At 58.0% G+C, this 14,596-nt stretch carries 12 protein-coding genes; 6 read left to right on the plus strand and 6 right to left on the minus strand.

All coding sequences use genetic code 11. The annotated features are described in order from the left end of the window. Positions 1 to 128 precede the first annotated feature (128 nt). Together RAL88_RS01865 and RAL88_RS01870 are read left to right on the plus strand one after the other, a co-directional pair. Positions 129 to 1,439 (plus strand): lytic murein transglycosylase, encoded by a 1,311-nt coding sequence (locus RAL88_RS01865; RefSeq protein ID WP_371932137.1) that lies wholly within the window; start codon positions 129 to 131, stop codon positions 1,437 to 1,439. 262 nt (positions 1,440 to 1,701) lie between these two features. Further along, positions 1,702 to 2,274 (plus strand): hypothetical protein, encoded by a 573-nt coding sequence (locus RAL88_RS01870; RefSeq protein ID WP_306266882.1) that lies wholly within the window; start codon positions 1,702 to 1,704, stop codon positions 2,272 to 2,274. A 71-nt stretch (positions 2,275 to 2,345) separates the two neighbouring features. On the opposite strand, the gene RAL88_RS01875 is transcribed toward RAL88_RS01870, so the two are convergent. The 5 genes from RAL88_RS01875 to RAL88_RS01895 form a co-directional block, all read right to left on the minus strand. Then, the gene (locus tag RAL88_RS01875; protein WP_306266883.1) at positions 2,346 to 3,773 is read right to left on the minus strand and encodes a hypothetical protein; all 1,428 of its coding nucleotides are present in this window, start codon (positions 3,771 to 3,773) and stop codon (positions 2,346 to 2,348) included. A 174-nt stretch (positions 3,774 to 3,947) separates the two neighbouring features. Further along, positions 3,948 to 6,905, minus strand: a complete 2,958-nt coding sequence (locus RAL88_RS01880; protein ID WP_306266885.1) for a TrlF family AAA-like ATPase — start codon at positions 6,903 to 6,905, stop codon at positions 3,948 to 3,950. A gap of 648 nt (positions 6,906 to 7,553) precedes the next feature. Beyond that, complete coding sequence (locus RAL88_RS01885) at positions 7,554 to 8,420, minus strand: NAD(P)-dependent oxidoreductase (protein WP_306266887.1); 867 nt, start codon at positions 8,418 to 8,420, stop codon at positions 7,554 to 7,556. Positions 8,421 to 8,450: 30 nt separating this feature from the next. Then, a complete protein-coding gene (locus tag RAL88_RS01890) occupies positions 8,451 to 9,020 on the minus strand; it encodes an RraA family protein (RefSeq protein ID WP_306266888.1) in 570 nt (189 codons plus the stop codon). A gap of 38 nt (positions 9,021 to 9,058) precedes the next feature. Continuing rightward, on the minus strand, positions 9,059 to 9,757 hold the full coding sequence (locus RAL88_RS01895) for a fumarylacetoacetate hydrolase family protein (RefSeq protein WP_306266890.1): 699 nt from the start codon (positions 9,755 to 9,757) through the stop codon (positions 9,059 to 9,061). A 311-nt stretch (positions 9,758 to 10,068) separates the two neighbouring features. Here RAL88_RS01895 and RAL88_RS01900 point away from each other — a divergent pair, with 311 nt between their 5' ends. The 4 genes from RAL88_RS01900 to RAL88_RS01915 are packed head-to-tail and all read left to right on the plus strand — an operon-like array spanning position 10,069 to position 13,514. Then, on the plus strand, positions 10,069 to 11,100 hold the full coding sequence (locus RAL88_RS01900) for an ABC transporter substrate-binding protein (protein WP_306266892.1): 1,032 nt from the start codon (positions 10,069 to 10,071) through the stop codon (positions 11,098 to 11,100). A 23-nt stretch (positions 11,101 to 11,123) separates the two neighbouring features. Then, positions 11,124 to 11,918, plus strand: coding sequence for an ABC transporter ATP-binding protein (locus RAL88_RS01905; protein WP_306266893.1), 795 nt, complete (start codon positions 11,124 to 11,126; stop codon positions 11,916 to 11,918). Beyond that, complete coding sequence (locus RAL88_RS01910; RefSeq protein ID WP_306266894.1) at positions 11,915 to 12,781, plus strand: ABC transporter permease; 867 nt, start codon at positions 11,915 to 11,917, stop codon at positions 12,779 to 12,781. The genes RAL88_RS01905 and RAL88_RS01910 overlap by 4 nt, the downstream gene beginning before the upstream one ends. A 1-nt stretch (position 12,782) precedes the next feature. Continuing rightward, a complete protein-coding gene (locus RAL88_RS01915) occupies positions 12,783 to 13,514 on the plus strand; it encodes a GntR family transcriptional regulator (protein WP_306266895.1) in 732 nt (243 codons plus the stop codon). Between the two features lie 130 nt (positions 13,515 to 13,644). Here RAL88_RS01915 and RAL88_RS01920 read toward each other — a convergent pair whose 3' ends face one another. Next, positions 13,645 to 14,526: a LysR family transcriptional regulator gene (locus RAL88_RS01920; protein WP_306266897.1), complete on the minus strand. Its 882-nt coding sequence runs from the start codon at positions 14,524 to 14,526 to the stop codon at positions 13,645 to 13,647. Between the last annotated feature and the right edge of the window lie 70 nt (positions 14,527 to 14,596).

Raw genomic sequence — 14,596 nt, forward strand, 5'->3', positions numbered from 1 at the left:
CCAGCGTCGGTGGTGTTTTTGATTGGCAACTGCAAGCGCAGGACTGCACGCTTGACGGCAGCATCCGCCCTTGCCAGTCTCGCCGCAGAATCGGAGCTGTTTCAACCCGGCCCCACGGAGATCATTTGATGAGTGTTTGCCGCAAAAACCGCCCTCTTGAATTGGCTTTTTGGCCCCAAATCCGCTCATTCACCTGCCGATTGCTCCGCAACCTTGCTTTGGCTTTGGCGCTGACAGCTCTGTCCGCGCCCGCTTTCGCTCAGGACCGCGCCGCAATTGAGCGGCAATTCCGCAACTGGCTGGATGCAACAGTGCTGCCACGGGCGCAGGCCGAAGGCGTGTCGCGCAAAACCTTTGAGGTCGCCTTTACCGGAGTGACGCTGAACTGGGACCTGCCGGACCTGGTGCCGCCCGGCACCGTCGCCCGCGTGCCGCAGCGCCAGCGCCAGGCCGAGTTCAGCGCGCCCGGCAAATATTTCTCGCGCGGCGCGGTTGGCGGGGCAGCCGCCACCGGCCGGCAGATGGCGGCGCGCTATGCTAAAATTCTTGCGGCAGTGGAGCGGCGCACCGGCGTGCCGGGGCGCATCATCCTTGCCATCTGGGGCCGCGAAAGCGGCTATGGCCGCGCATCCATCCCCTATGACGCGTTTCAGGTGCTGGGCACCAAGGCCTTCATGAGCACCCGCGCGCCCTATTTCACCGATGAGTTGATTGCAGCGCTGAAAATCGCTGAAGCCGGCCATGCACCGCAACGCGCCATGAAAAGCAGCTGGGCCGGTGCCCTCGGCCAGCCGCAATTCATGCCCTCCAATTTCCTCAAATACGCTGCCGATGGCGATGGCGATGGCCGCGCCGACATCTGGGGCTCGCAAGCCGACACCATCGCCTCGATCGCCTCCTATCTGTCCGCCCATGGCTGGGTCAGCGGCCGCGACTGGGGCTTTGAGGTCACTGTGCCGCCATCCGTCTCCTGTTCGCTGGAAGGTCCCGATCAGGGCCGCACCATCGCCACCTGGGAAGCGGCCGGCATCCGCCGCGTCTCCGGAAAACCCTTCCCGGACCACGAAAGACGGGCCGAGGGCTATCTGCTGATGCCGGCCGGCCGCAACGGCCCGGCCTTCATCGCCACACCGAATTTCTTCGTCCTCAAAGCCTATAATAACAGCGATCTCTACGCCCTGTTTGTCGGCCATGTCGGCGACCGCATCCAGTATGGCACCGGCGACTTTTCCGCCCCCTGGGGCGCTGTCGGCGGCCTCTACCGCTCCGATGTGGCCACCATGCAGCGCGCACTTGAAGCCCAGGGCCACGACGTCGGCGGCGCCGACGGCCTCCCCGGCTTCAAAACCCGCCGCTCCATAGGCCGCTGGCAGGAGGCGAATCGGCGCGCGACAACGTGTTTTCCCGAGGCAGGCATGAAGGGTGTGCTGGGGCGGTGATGGGGGTTCTTTTGATGGTGAGGGGTTGCGCAAATCAGAACATTGGATGAATAGCGCTTTCGCGCCCATAGCTGCCTTCCGAGCTCCAGTCAACATGCCATGCTGCGGCCCACCAAAGAAACATTCGTCGTAGCCGCGCGAATTGGAAACCAATCAAGTCTGCAGGTGCTTTGTTATGTTAGGAATTTCCAGTGGAAATTAGCCGTATCGCTGAGTTAAATATATCCGTTAAGAGACGAGACCCATCTGAAAGAAAATGCAAATGAAAATCGCATTTCTTGCGTGGGGCTCGCTGCAGTGGGACCCAAGAAATCTCAAACAGGCTACTGAGTTTTCGCCAAGCGGTCTTACACTCCCTATCGAATTTAGCCGTATTTCTGGAATCAGTGGCAAACCGCGTCGGCTCACCTTAGTCATTGATGAAGAGAATGGTAGCCCGTGCAGCACCTATGCGGCCGAAAGTGCTTTTAATGCGCTTGACCAGGCAAAGGAAAATCTTCGAGACCGCGAAGGAATGCACCACGTGAATGGGGTTGGATATGTTACAATGCAAACAGATGATACTAGTATTCGCGCGTTAGAGCGGCATCCTGAGACAGTCAAGACAATCCGATCTTGGCTCGTAGCAAGCGACTTTGATGCTGCAATCTGGACAGCCCTTGCCAGTAATTTCACCAAACGTGCGGGGGAACAATTTTCTGTCGAGGCAGCTCTACGCTTTCTCAATCGGCAACCGCAGGTGCAACTCGCCGCTGCGTTGGAATACATCCGTAAGGCGCCGGCGTCAGTGCAAACGCCAATTCGAGTTGCCGTGTCAAAGCATTGGCCTGTGTGAACGCGAGGGGGTCACTCGTCAGATCCGTCAACTGATAAGCGCTGGAAACTTGCCGCAGCGCAACTACTCATCTATGCCTCAAAACCACCGCAAATAAGTACAGGACCAGCGATCCCTTTGCGCCGTTTGAAAGTCTCAACACACAGATCAATGAAGTCGGACGTGTCGGCACCTGGTGCGCGGACTACGTCATCAACCACACTAGGTTGCCCTGCAATGATCTTAATCTCTTTGTCATCGCGAGCAACTGAAGCAATAGGTAATTCAATGAGAGCGGCATACTGGATCCCCATCAGTTCGACGGATATTGGAGCCAAAATTTCCCCTACCTCGTCAACTATCCCGTCTTCCGGCCAACGTGAAAAGTTTAAGTTACCGTCAGGTGTCGATCCCAATGCCAGCAACTCGAAGTGAGTTTCCACCCACTCATTGAACGTCTCCAACCGAATGGTACCCTGTGGGCGGCGGGTGGATCTATTGAGTGCCGAGCAAATCCTCCGCAGCATGGGTGCAACAGGAATCCAATGCTTGAACGGCCCCTGCTCTTCGACGATTGGAAGCGTCATTCGGGCGTCTATGAATTGAACAGTCAGCAATTTTTTGGGTCGGGCCAGAACTGCGCCGATTTCGTAAATTGAAACCGCCTCTTCGAGTTCAACCTTTCGGCTGCCATCATAGTCGAAGGTGACACCAGCCCACTCTTTTTGAAAATCGAAGACGACCTCGAAGTACTGGTTCGCGAAGCGAATTTTCGACGTTTCCCGATCTGCCAAGAAAGGTGGCGGGATGAAGACATCGACGGGAATTGAGATCCACTCGCCTGTTTCCGCCTCAATCTCGATCGAAGCAGAGAGAAGCGCCTGAGCATCCATTTCGAGAATGGCATCGCGTAGATAGAACTGGTCGTTGTTCAATGGAATCCCAAATCGACGCTGTTCGATAGTCAGGTGATTGATCTCAAGCTGCCTTTTTCCTCCAAGGAAAAGGTCACCCAGCTTATGGTGGGCGTTTTCGCCGGGAACAAAGAAGCGCCCGATGGTTAGTTCGTCGGCGAACCCGCAGGTTTCTCGGACGCGTTTCTTGTGAGCGATGTACGCATTGGGGGAGCGGCTCACGATATCGTGCAGGGCACTCGACAAGCCTTCTCCGTCAGGACCGATTGCTGTTGCGCGCTCCATGGGTATGGGAACTTTGACCTTATGAATCTCTCTGTTGCCCTTCGCCTCCTGCGCACGGACGAGTCGCAAAGTGTCGGCGATGAGGGCTTCGTCCACAGGTACGATCAGGCACCGTTTAGAACGTCTCCCCCCTTTTGCATAGAATAGGATTGCGATTGCGGCTGGCAGATCCGTGTCAACCAGGTGCTTCAGAGCTGAAAGTTTGATGCGTGGTGTCGATGTGGCATGTTCTGTGGTTTTGACTTGGACAAGAAACTTCAAAAGGTCATTTTGTTGGTCAAGAGGCCGGTCGGGACCGCGCTTCGGGTCGGCTTCAAGCATAAAATCCCAGCCAAGGCGGTCGGGGTCAGACCTTTGAGCGTGAAACCCCTCCGGCTCACACCAGCTTGCGAATTCATTTTGTCCCCTAGTTCCGGACTCAGGTTTCATCGAAATATTTCCATCATGGTGTGACTAACGCGAAAGCTCACATTGAATTGTCCGACCCGAGTGAGTTTATCGCTCGAGCCGGACGCGGAGGCGACGCGCGCGTTCCTTGAACGCTTCTTCTCCACCCTCCAAAATATCGCAAACGTGCTTTCGCATGACCGCGTCCTCCAAGCCGCCGGATTGATATGTTATTGGGGGCAATTCGCCAGGGCTGTGCGGTCCCGACGTGGCAACAATGATCTGATCGGCGTCAGTGTTGATGACGAGATTGGCGTTATGGGTGACCATGATTACTTGCCGCTTTGCTTTCGCCGCTATGAACAAACTGACGAGTTCGTCAAATATTGACTTGGGATCAAGATTTTCTTCCGGCTGATCAATGATGAGTGGCCGCTGATCAGCTTCGTCAAGTGCAAGGTAGAGAAGCAAAAGGACGATGCCTCGGGTACCAGGCGACAATTTGGTAATGTCTGTGCCCTCATAATCAATACCGTATTCGATCTGGATGTGATCGGTACTGAACAGCCACTTGGCAAAACGCATCAGCCAGTTTCGATAGGCGGTCGCGTCGTCAGCCGGGACATTCGCAACCGCCATCAATTCGTCCTGCCATTCCTCTGTGAAGTGCTGAAGTGCCTTGTCGATCGAAGCAACATCCCCTGTTTCCCAGGCAGCTTGGATATGGGAATTTGCCCATTGCTCGATAGAGCCTTTGCCCTTGAAATCCCCAGCCCGCCTAAGATCAAACAGTTCTTCGCCGTCGGAAGCCCACTCTCGCACATCCGCCTTACGGGTGGCCGAAAACGAGAGTTTCTGCAGCGAACCTTTCGCTGTCTGCAGCCGGTCGACTAACGGCTGGTAGAGTTCGCGCAAAACCTGCTCTTCTGCAATGATGGATGTGAACACACGCAAATAGGCTTGCTGCCGGCTTTGGCTAAGTGTCCGCATTCGCTCTGCAGCGGCTTCAAAGTCAACTAGTGAAGTCCGCAGGTTCTCGATCTGTGTGTTCTCCTCCGCTATGCGCTTGACCAGCCGGGCAAATTTTTGGGCAGTCTCCGTATCGATGTTGATGACTGTCTGAAGACGGTCGGCTTCTGCCTCCAATATCGCGAGAGGCGTTTTCACTGGATCTGCATCGTCAGCAAGATAGGACTGATTGACCTCCGCCGGCGGTGCAGGTTTCATTCCTCTCCAAGAATTAGCGCTTTGCTGCGCCGAGGTAAGTTTTGCGGTAAGTGCCACGTCCACGTCACCGTGATATTTGAGGAGGAATGCATCCCAGTCGCTTTCGTCGAGGCGTGCAGCAACGAAACTGGATTTCGTGGCACGCAAAGCCTCAGGGGCCTTGTTCTCTCGGAACGCTTTTACCTCATCCTGCAACGATAGCAGCGAGGTACCCTGATTTGCATAGAACCGGATATAAGAGCGGACCTTCTCGGCTGCGTTAGCGATAACAGTAAGTCTCTCCGCCCGAGGTTCACTTCCTTTGACGATGAGCTTGTTCCGATCAGAATCCAAGCCCTTAACCAGTTGCTCTTTCTGCGAAAGTTGCTGTTTAAGCCCTGTAATTCGCAAGCGTTTCTCCCGCTCCAATCCGATCTGATCGGACAGCGATACAATCACTCCCGCTTCTCGCGCGCGCGCCAGCCGATGCCGGTTCGCGCGAAGTTCAAGCAATTGATCAAACCGAAACGTTCCATCCTTTTCAGGGTGAGTTTCAAAAATCACGCGCTCAATCTCGGCGAGCAGCTCATCCGTCATTCCCTTGGCCGAGCAAAGTTCTTCTACGAACTTCTGGGAAAGGTAGAGTGCTCTGGGAAACCGCCCATCAAGTTCGGGATCGTATTCGTAATCCAGTAGTTCGCGCTCCGACGGGTCGCCACTACCCCAATCAATCTTCACGCTAACGCCTGACAGCAGACTACCTGCGCGAACAAGAAATGATGCCGTGCTTAAGCTTTGAGAGGCGGCGTCGCAGCCTGCGGCTATTGCATCAGCAAGTGCTGTTTTTCCAGAACCTCGTGCACCGATGATAGCGACGAGACCTGGGTTAAGATCAATCTGAGGTGAGCGCGCCCATTGGGCTCCCTGAATGGTGGCACGCGAGAGCACCTGCGATGGTGTCGCGCGTATCGGCGGTGCTGTACCCACATATGCACGCCCGCCCGGATCAATCACAGCTTGTCTGAGAGTGTCGAAGTGAGCTCCCCCCTTAACCCAGGAAAGACGATCTCCGTCCGGAGCGCCTACCTTCGCTGTGTCATGAGCATCGCTGCCGTGAAGGCATGGCTTGAGAGCACCATAGCGTTCCCGAATGTCGCTCTCCGAGCTCTTTCTTCCTAGCCAATAGTCACGCTGACTTGGGCTGCTAGAGAAAATGATGTGGGCGAACTTTTCGACTTCCTGGCGTTGAGCACCTTCGGCTTCACCCCGCATGCCAGAAGTACCGTCATTTCCACTCCCTGCAACAGCTATTAAGATGTTTTGTTTTGCCCAGTCTACGGCTCGGTAAACTTCTACGAGTTGCTCGAAGTTTACTTTGAATTGCGTTGCCCCACGGGCAAGTGCAACTCGGTCGGACAGTTTGCTATCAACCTTCGTGCCAAGTCGCGTAAGGTCCTCAGGCGTACACGTAAATCGATCACCAAATGCATCAAACGTCAGCTGTGCTAAAAAGCGCTGTGTGGCCTGAACATGATCAATTGCCTCAGGATTGATGAGAAGGTGGCAATTGACCCAATTGCCTTTGATTGTCCCAAATGCCAGGCGAAGCTCGACGTTTGGGAATATTAGGTCGACACCAGAAAGTCGACCGCCTTGGTATTTCGCCTCGCAAACCTCTTCATAGGTGTCGAGCAAATAGTAGTCCGTGACGCCAAGCGCCCGAATTAGGGGCGTCGATGACTCAATCTTCGCAAGATACTGCTCCTTAGTATCAGTTCCCTTGAATTGATTGTTGAGAACCGTACCTGGCGCATGGATATGCGGTTCCCACCGCAGCCATTGCGAGCCGGAGTTTGTCATTTTCCACCACTGGTGGTCATTAAAGTTTTCAAAGCTGAATCTCACTTCACACTACAATGTAACAAATGTCGCTTCCTACAAATTCCGGAGCTCCACTGGCCTAATTATATTTTAGCTTATTAAAAAGCCAGCGATTGCTGCAAACTCGACGGGCAATCCTTATCTCATGCGCGCTTAATTTATCATCTTCTCGTGATTTCTTCTGTGTTTGTGCAGGATCATTTAAGTCTGCTTACAACTCGAGGGCACAACAAATTTGCGTCAGCAGCGAATGGCCGCTTCCCGTCCTAAACGGCCGACAATAGCCTGCGATAATGGCCGGTGCTCGCGCTGCCCCAGTCATACCCGACATCCTCACCCGTCCCTCAGCACCCCCCCCCCATATGCTCAATAATCACTGCCGACCAAACGCGGATGCGCTCCACCTCCGTATACTCCTTATGCACCACGCCCCGGAAGCTGCGGGTGAAGGAGACCCGTTGCGGCAATACCTGGTGCAGTTCGGGATGGCGCCGTGCCATGAAATCATGGACTATGCCGACGCCTGCCCCGTTCAGCACCGCCTGCGATTGCACATCCACGCGGGTAGCGGTCAGATACAGGCGGAAGGCCGGATCGAGCGGCGCGATGTCATCCGGCGCCTGCAGCTCAATCGCTGGCGAGATGCCGGGTCAGGCTTGCGCCGTCGAACCCTCCCAGACCGCTGGACAGCGCCTTTGCGTAGCTCTTTCTGGTTTCTTCCGAGAGCGGCATGGGACGTCCGGTGAGCGCCGCCTGCCGGAGCGCAAGTTCAAGGTCCTTTGCCAGCCCGGCGATATCGAACGTGCCCGGCTGGTCGGTTCCGTTCAATGTGTCGACAACCACCTGCGCGCGGTTCTTCAGAACCGTCGGTCCGGCGGAGCTGTCCGCGATCAGCGAGATGGCGGTTTCGGCCTGGATGCCCGAACCCTCCAGCATTGTCAGTGCCTCGGCGAGCGTCTTCCAGTAAATCGCCAGGGGGAGATTCACCGCGAGCTTCATCTGGGCGCCGGTACCGGCCGGGCCAAGGTGCTCCACGCGCCGGCAGAGTTGCTCAAGCACCGGCTTTGCCCGCGCGAAGCCCGTCCCGGTGCCACCTGCCATGCCAAGCAATTGCCCCTTGAGCGCCGGGCCGACCGTGCCGCCGACCGGGCAGTCGACGAAATCGGCGCCTGCGGCGGCGAATTTTTCGGCCTGCGCCCGCGTCTCGTCGGGAAGCAGGGTCGACAGATCGATGATGAGTTTGCCTGTGATGCCGGCGCGGATCAGTTCCGCCGTTACCGCCTCGATCGCCGGGGCATCGGTGAGTGAGACAAGGATCGCGTCTGCTTCTGTTACGGTTGCAAGATCGGGTGCGACAATTGCCCCGGCCTCGGCTGCCGCCGCCGTGCGCGACTGCGTGCGGTTCCAAACGGTAACCCTGTGACCGACTTCAATGAGGCGCCTGGCAAAGGCGGTTCCCATCCGCCCGGTTCCGACGATTGCGATATGTGTCATGGTGCGATTTCCCTGTTCAATCCGGCCTGTTCAATCCGACTTGTCTAATCCGAGTATCTGAAGTGTTGTTTCCCCCGCGCGGAGCCGTTCCATCATGCGCGCCTCGCCGGCGGCGCGGGCCTCCGCTGCCGCAAGCGCGGCACGGGCGGCGGCTGCCGGCAGCACGATGACCGCGTCGGCATCGGCGACGATCATATCGCCGGGGGTGATCCTGACCCCGCCGATCTCCAGCGCTATGTCGATCTCGCCCCTGTCGCGTTTTGTCGTGCCCCGGATGTCGAGGCCGCGTGCGAAGACGGGAAAACCCATCGCCGCGATTTCGGCACTGTCGCGCACGGCACCGTCGATCACAAGTCCCGCGATGCCACGCAGCTGGCAGGCAAGCGCCATGATTTCGCCGAACGGACCGCTGTCGCAGCTTCCGCCGTAATCCGCCACGATCACGTCACCCGGCGAGGCCGCAGCGATGACATGGTGGAGGGCAAGATTGTCCCCGGGACGGCAGCGCACTGTCCGCGCCGGGCCGGCAACGCGCATTCCATGCCCAATCGGTCGAAGCGGTGCCAGCAATAGCCGCGCCTGCGATGCGGCCTCCCCCACGGTCGCCGTGCCGAGCGCTGCAAGGCGCGCGGCAACGTTCACGCGGCTGGATCTGCGATGCGGACCTGCATCGGCTCCAGCCCGTCGACCGAGCAGTCGAGCACGTCACCGGTGACGACCGGACCGACGCCCGCCGGCGTGCCCGTCATAATGATGTCGCCAGCCGCCAGTTTGTGCTGTTCGGAGAGTTTGGCGATGATTTCATCAATCTTCCAGATCAACAGCGAGATGTCGGCATCCTGCCGGGTTTCGCCGTTCAACTCGAGCCGGACGTGTCCACTGGTCATCACACCGGTCTCCTCGACGCGGGTGAGCGGACCGACCGGCGCGGAGTGATCAAAACCCTTGGTCACCTCCCAGGGCAGACCTTTTTCCAGCGCGTTCGCCTGATGGTCGCGGCGGGTCATGTCGAGGCCGACAGCATAGCCAAAGATGTGCTTCGACGCCTCGGCCCGGGGAATGTTGTAGCCTCCGGATTTCAGGGCGACGACGAGTTCGCACTCATAGTGAAAATTGTTGGTGAAGACCGGATAGGGGATTTCGCCGCCGTTTCGCACGATGGCGTCCGACGGTTTCATGAAAATCACCGGCGGATCGCGCTCGTCCTGGTTCATTTCCCGGACGTGGGCGAGATAGTTCTTGCCAATGCAGTAGATGCGGCGGACCGCAAACTTGTCGTCGGACGCTGTGATGTCGAGATACGCCTGCTGCGGCGGCGAAAGGGCAAAGGCTACCATAGGTTTCTTCCTTGAACGGGTTCATAGACGGGGCCGGCTTTATAGACTGGGCCGGGTTCATAGACGGGCATGCTGATGCGTTATTTTGCGATTCACGCTCCGCTCAGGCTTCCTCGTTTTGGCGTGTATATCAAGATATTATTCCTGTGTCGAAACCAGATCATATATTTTTTTGGTGTTTTCTGCAAAATCGTATATCGTTGAATGGGATCTTTGGGGCCATCGCGCTCCGGGGGGCCCCAAGAAATCAAAACGAAAATGATACGGAAACGACACGACAACGACACGACAACGATTGGGAGGACTTTCAAATGACGATACGCAACCAGATATCCCGCCGCGGTTTCGGCAAACTCACAATGGGCAGCATTGCCATGGCAGCCATTGGCGCGCCGTCCATCGTACGTGCCCAGACAGCGATCACCTTTGCAGTGCCAAACCCTTCTGCGCTGACGTGGTTGCCCTATTGGGTGGCCGTGGGCGAAGGCTATTTCGCAGATGAAGGGCTTGCGCCGACCCTCGAAGCAATCGACGGATCGTCCGCGGTGCTTCAGGCGATGGCGGCCGGACAGGCCCAGATCGGCGCTCCAGGGCCCGGCCCCACGCTTGGGGCGCGTGCACGCGGCGTGGATGTGAAGTTCCTTTACAATCTCTATCCAAAGTCGGTCTTCGGCTTGCTCGTCAAGGCGGACAGCGCATACCAGACACCCGCCGATTTGAAGGGCACTGTGATTGGCGTTGGCACTGCCGACGGGGCAGAAGTCTCGTTCACCAGCGCGATCATGGCCGATCTCGGCATGTCCGACGGGACCGATTTCACTTATCTGCCTGTCGGTGACGGCGGAACGGCCGCAATCGCTTTCCTGCGTGATGAGGTCAATTCTTATGCCGGCGCGGTCTCCGATGCCGCGATTCTGGCAGCCCGTGGCCTCGAACTCAGAGAGATCACCCCCGAAGCCTATCTCGGGTTCTTCGGCAACGGAATTGCAATGCTCGAAAGCCAGATGCAAGCCATGCCGGAGCTCGCGCCGAAATTCGGCCGCGCACTGGTTCGGGGCACACAATTTGCCTCCGATCCTGCCAACAAGGACGCATCCCTGGCCCATTGCGCCGCTGGCAATCCACAGGAAGGCGAGCAGGACTACGCGGCCTCGCTGTTCGATGGTGTGGTTGTACGGATGACCCCGACGGACGCGTTCATGGACAAGGGATACGGCTACCAGCCACCGGAGCATTGGCAGGCGATCCACGATTCCGCCGTTGCCTCCGGGGCGCTCTCGGAAGCCCTGCCTGACCTTTCGGCGGCCTACACGAACGAGTTCGTTGCGGGCTGGAACGCCTGAGATATATGGCGGAGCCCCAGCCATTGAGACCCCTGCTGGTCGCGCCCGAGGCGCGGCCGGTTTATGAGATCGAGCGGTTGTCCAAGACCTATGCCCGCAACAGTCTCGTCGCGCTCACCGACGTGCATCTGACGATCCACAAGAGCGAATTCGTCTCGGTGATCGGCTCTTCAGGATGTGGAAAATCGACGCTGCTCAAAATCATGGCCGGTCTGCTTCCGCCCACCACCGGACGCGTGGTGCTTGAGGGCCGTCCCGTGGTCGGTCCGAGACGGGATATCGGAATGATGTTCCAGCAGGCAACGCTGCTGCCGTGGAAGACCACGATCGAGAACATCGTCATGCCGATCGAGATCAGAGATGGGCGTGGCGCCGCACGTGCCGCGCGCGAGCGGGCCATGGAGCTTCTGGAACTGGTCGGCCTCGGCGATTTCGCCAATGTCTATCCAGGTGAACTTTCGGGAGGCATGGCGCAGCGCGCCTCCATATGCCGGATGCTGATCAGCGACCCGGCGATGCTGCTGCTCGACGAGCCCTTTTCAGCGCTCGACGAATTAACCCGCGATTTCATGAACATGGAGCTGCAGCGCATCTGCACGGAACGCGGCGCCACGACATTCCTCGTCACCCACTCGCTCGCCGAGGCCGTATTCCTGTCCGACAGGATACTTGTCATGAAGGCCCGGCCGGGGCATATCGTCGAGGATGTCCGGATCGACTTGCCACGGCCTCGCACTCTGGAGATGATTAACACGCCGCGCTTCGGAGAGATCGTAGCGCATATCCGCAACCTGTTGGGAAAAGAGGCCTTCGTATGACCGATATGGCGCAGAAGCCCCGCGACGACACGGTGTGGGCCGACGACACCGTGTGGGTCGAGCACGAGGCCTTCATCGACCGCATTCCGCGCTGGGTGGCGATGACATTCCTGTTTGTCACCGTCGTCGGGATCTGGGATCTGGTCACGCGCCTGGGATGGGTGTCGGCCATCATTCTCCCCACACCCGCCGAGACGCTCAATGACCTGATCTTCGTCGGTCACAACCTGATCAGTGGCGAATACATGCTTGTCGCGCTGTGGACGACGACGCTCACCGTTTTCTACGGGTTCCTCATTGCGGTCGCGATCGGGTTTTCGCTCGGCGTACTGGTGGGCGAAACGAAATTCGGCGAGCGCGCGGTCATGCCCTATCTCGTGGCGATCGACACGATGCCGAAAGTTGCGTTCGCGCCGCTCTTCATCGCCTGGCTTGGATTCGATATCGGCTCGAAAGTTGCGCTTGCAGCCTTCATCGCCACTTTTCCCATTGTCGTCTCCACGGCCGCCGGTCTCTACGCCGCCTCTGAAAACGAGCGGATGCTTTTCAAGTCGATGGGCGCGAATCGAATGCAGACGCTTCTCCGGCTGAAACTGCCGACAGGACTGCCCTACATCTTCACTGGCCTGAAGATCGCGGCGGTCGGTGTCATGGCCGGGGCAATTACGGGCGAGTTTCTGGGTGGCGGCAGGGGTTTTGGCGCGCTGATCCGGCAGTCGGCGAGCCAGCTCGATACGCCGCGGGTCTTCGCGCTGATCCTCTATCTCAGCCTTCTCGGCCTCGTACTCTACTTCACCGTCGTCTGGATGCAGCGCCGGTTTGTGTTCTGGAACAAGTCCGATCTGCCAGGCGGGGTTGGCTGATATGAGTGGTGCTGAGACCACTGTGTCGGAGATCAGGAACCTGTCCGAACAGGCATATCACAGGATTCGCCGCGACATCCTGCTGGGAGAACTGTTTCCCGATGACAAGCTTCAGATCGAGGCCATTTCGGAGCGCTATGGCATCGGCGCCGTACCGGTGCGCGAGGCACTGAACCGGCTCTCATCGGAAGGCCTCGTCGAGCGCAAGAGCCATCGGGGCTTCTACGTTGCGCCGATTTCCATTTCCGATCTCGAAGAACTGGTGAAGACGCGCATCTGGATTGAATCGCTGGCACTCAGGGAATCGATCAACCATGGCGACGATGCCTGGGAGGACGAACTCGTCGTGAGTTGTCACCAGCTTGCGCGCACACAACGACGTCTGCCCGAAGAAGCGGGGCGCGAGATATCCGAGGAGTGGGAAATGCGGCACAAAGCGTTCCACATGCTGCTCCTCGACCGCTGCGGTTCGGCGTGGCTTCTCGGATTCTGTTCGACCCTGATGGATCAGGCGGTGCGATACCGAAATCTCTCCATGAACACCAATCCGAGCAAGCAGCGACGCGAGGGTGCTCCCGCCGAACACCAGGCAATCCTTGATGCCGTCCTCGACCACGACGCCGAGCGCGCATGTTGCCGCTTGGCAGAACATTATCGCATCACGCTGGATGGACTCAAAAACGTGATCCTGGCCGAACAAGGGGCGAAATATGCGAACCTTAGGCACACTTAAGCCAGAAGGGTTCGATCCTGCAAAGGTAATTCCTGTTCGCGAAGCTTTGCAATGCCGACTTCCCGCCCTTCCTGGCCGAAAAGTGTCTGCGAATGTGCCAGGTGCCGCGCAGAAGTATAAATCACCCCCCTCACCCGTCCCTCAACACCTCGCGCATATGTTCAATAATTGCCGCCGAGCAAACGCGGATACGCTCTATCTGCGCATAATCCTCATGCACCACGCCCCAGAAGCTGCGGGTGAAGGAAACCTTCTGCGGCAGCACGAGGTGCAGCTCGGGATAGCGCCGTGCCATGAAATCATGGACGATGCCGACGCCTGCCCCGTTCAGCACCGCCTGCAATTGCACATGCACGCTGGTGCTGGTCAGACGCGGGCGGAACGCCGGATCGACCAGCGGGATGTAATCCAGCGCCTTGTCGAAAATCAGTTCCGGCACATAGCCGATGCCGCGCAGCGATTGCAGCGCCGCGATATCCCGTACCGGCGGATGTTGGTCGAGATAGGCTTGGGTGGCGTAAAGATGCAGCTTGTAATCGGCAATTTTCTGGATTTTCAGCCGCCCGGTTTCCGGTCGTGACACGGCGACAACGAAATCCGCCTCGCGTTTCGACAGCGAAAACCGGCGTGGCAGCGCGATCAGCTGCACTTCCAGCTTCGCATAGCGCTCGCAAAGCTTCTGCGCCGCCTCCACCACAATATAGGCCGCAACACCCTCCGGCACGCCGATGCGGACACTGCCGGACAGGCTTTCGCGCTGGCCGCCAACGGCATTTTCCGCCTGAATGACGCCGCTTTCCATCTGCTCCGCCATGGCGATCAGATCCTGCCCGGCCGCAGTCAGCGCATAGCCGCCGGGTGATCTGTCAAACAGTTTTGTGTCAAGCGCCTCCTCCAGCGCCCGCACCCGGCGCGACACGGTGGCATGATCAACGCCGAGCAGTTTTGCCGCCGCGCTCAACCGCCCGGACCGAGCCAGCGAGAGAAAGAAACGATAATCATCCCAGTTCATAACTTCCCAGCCAATCCGCTGCCATTGTGCATATCTGCACAATGGATAGCGATTTTCTCCATCTGTTCAA

The organism is Pararhizobium sp. IMCC3301 (assembly GCF_030758315.1).
Classification (GTDB): Bacteria; Pseudomonadota; Alphaproteobacteria; order Rhizobiales.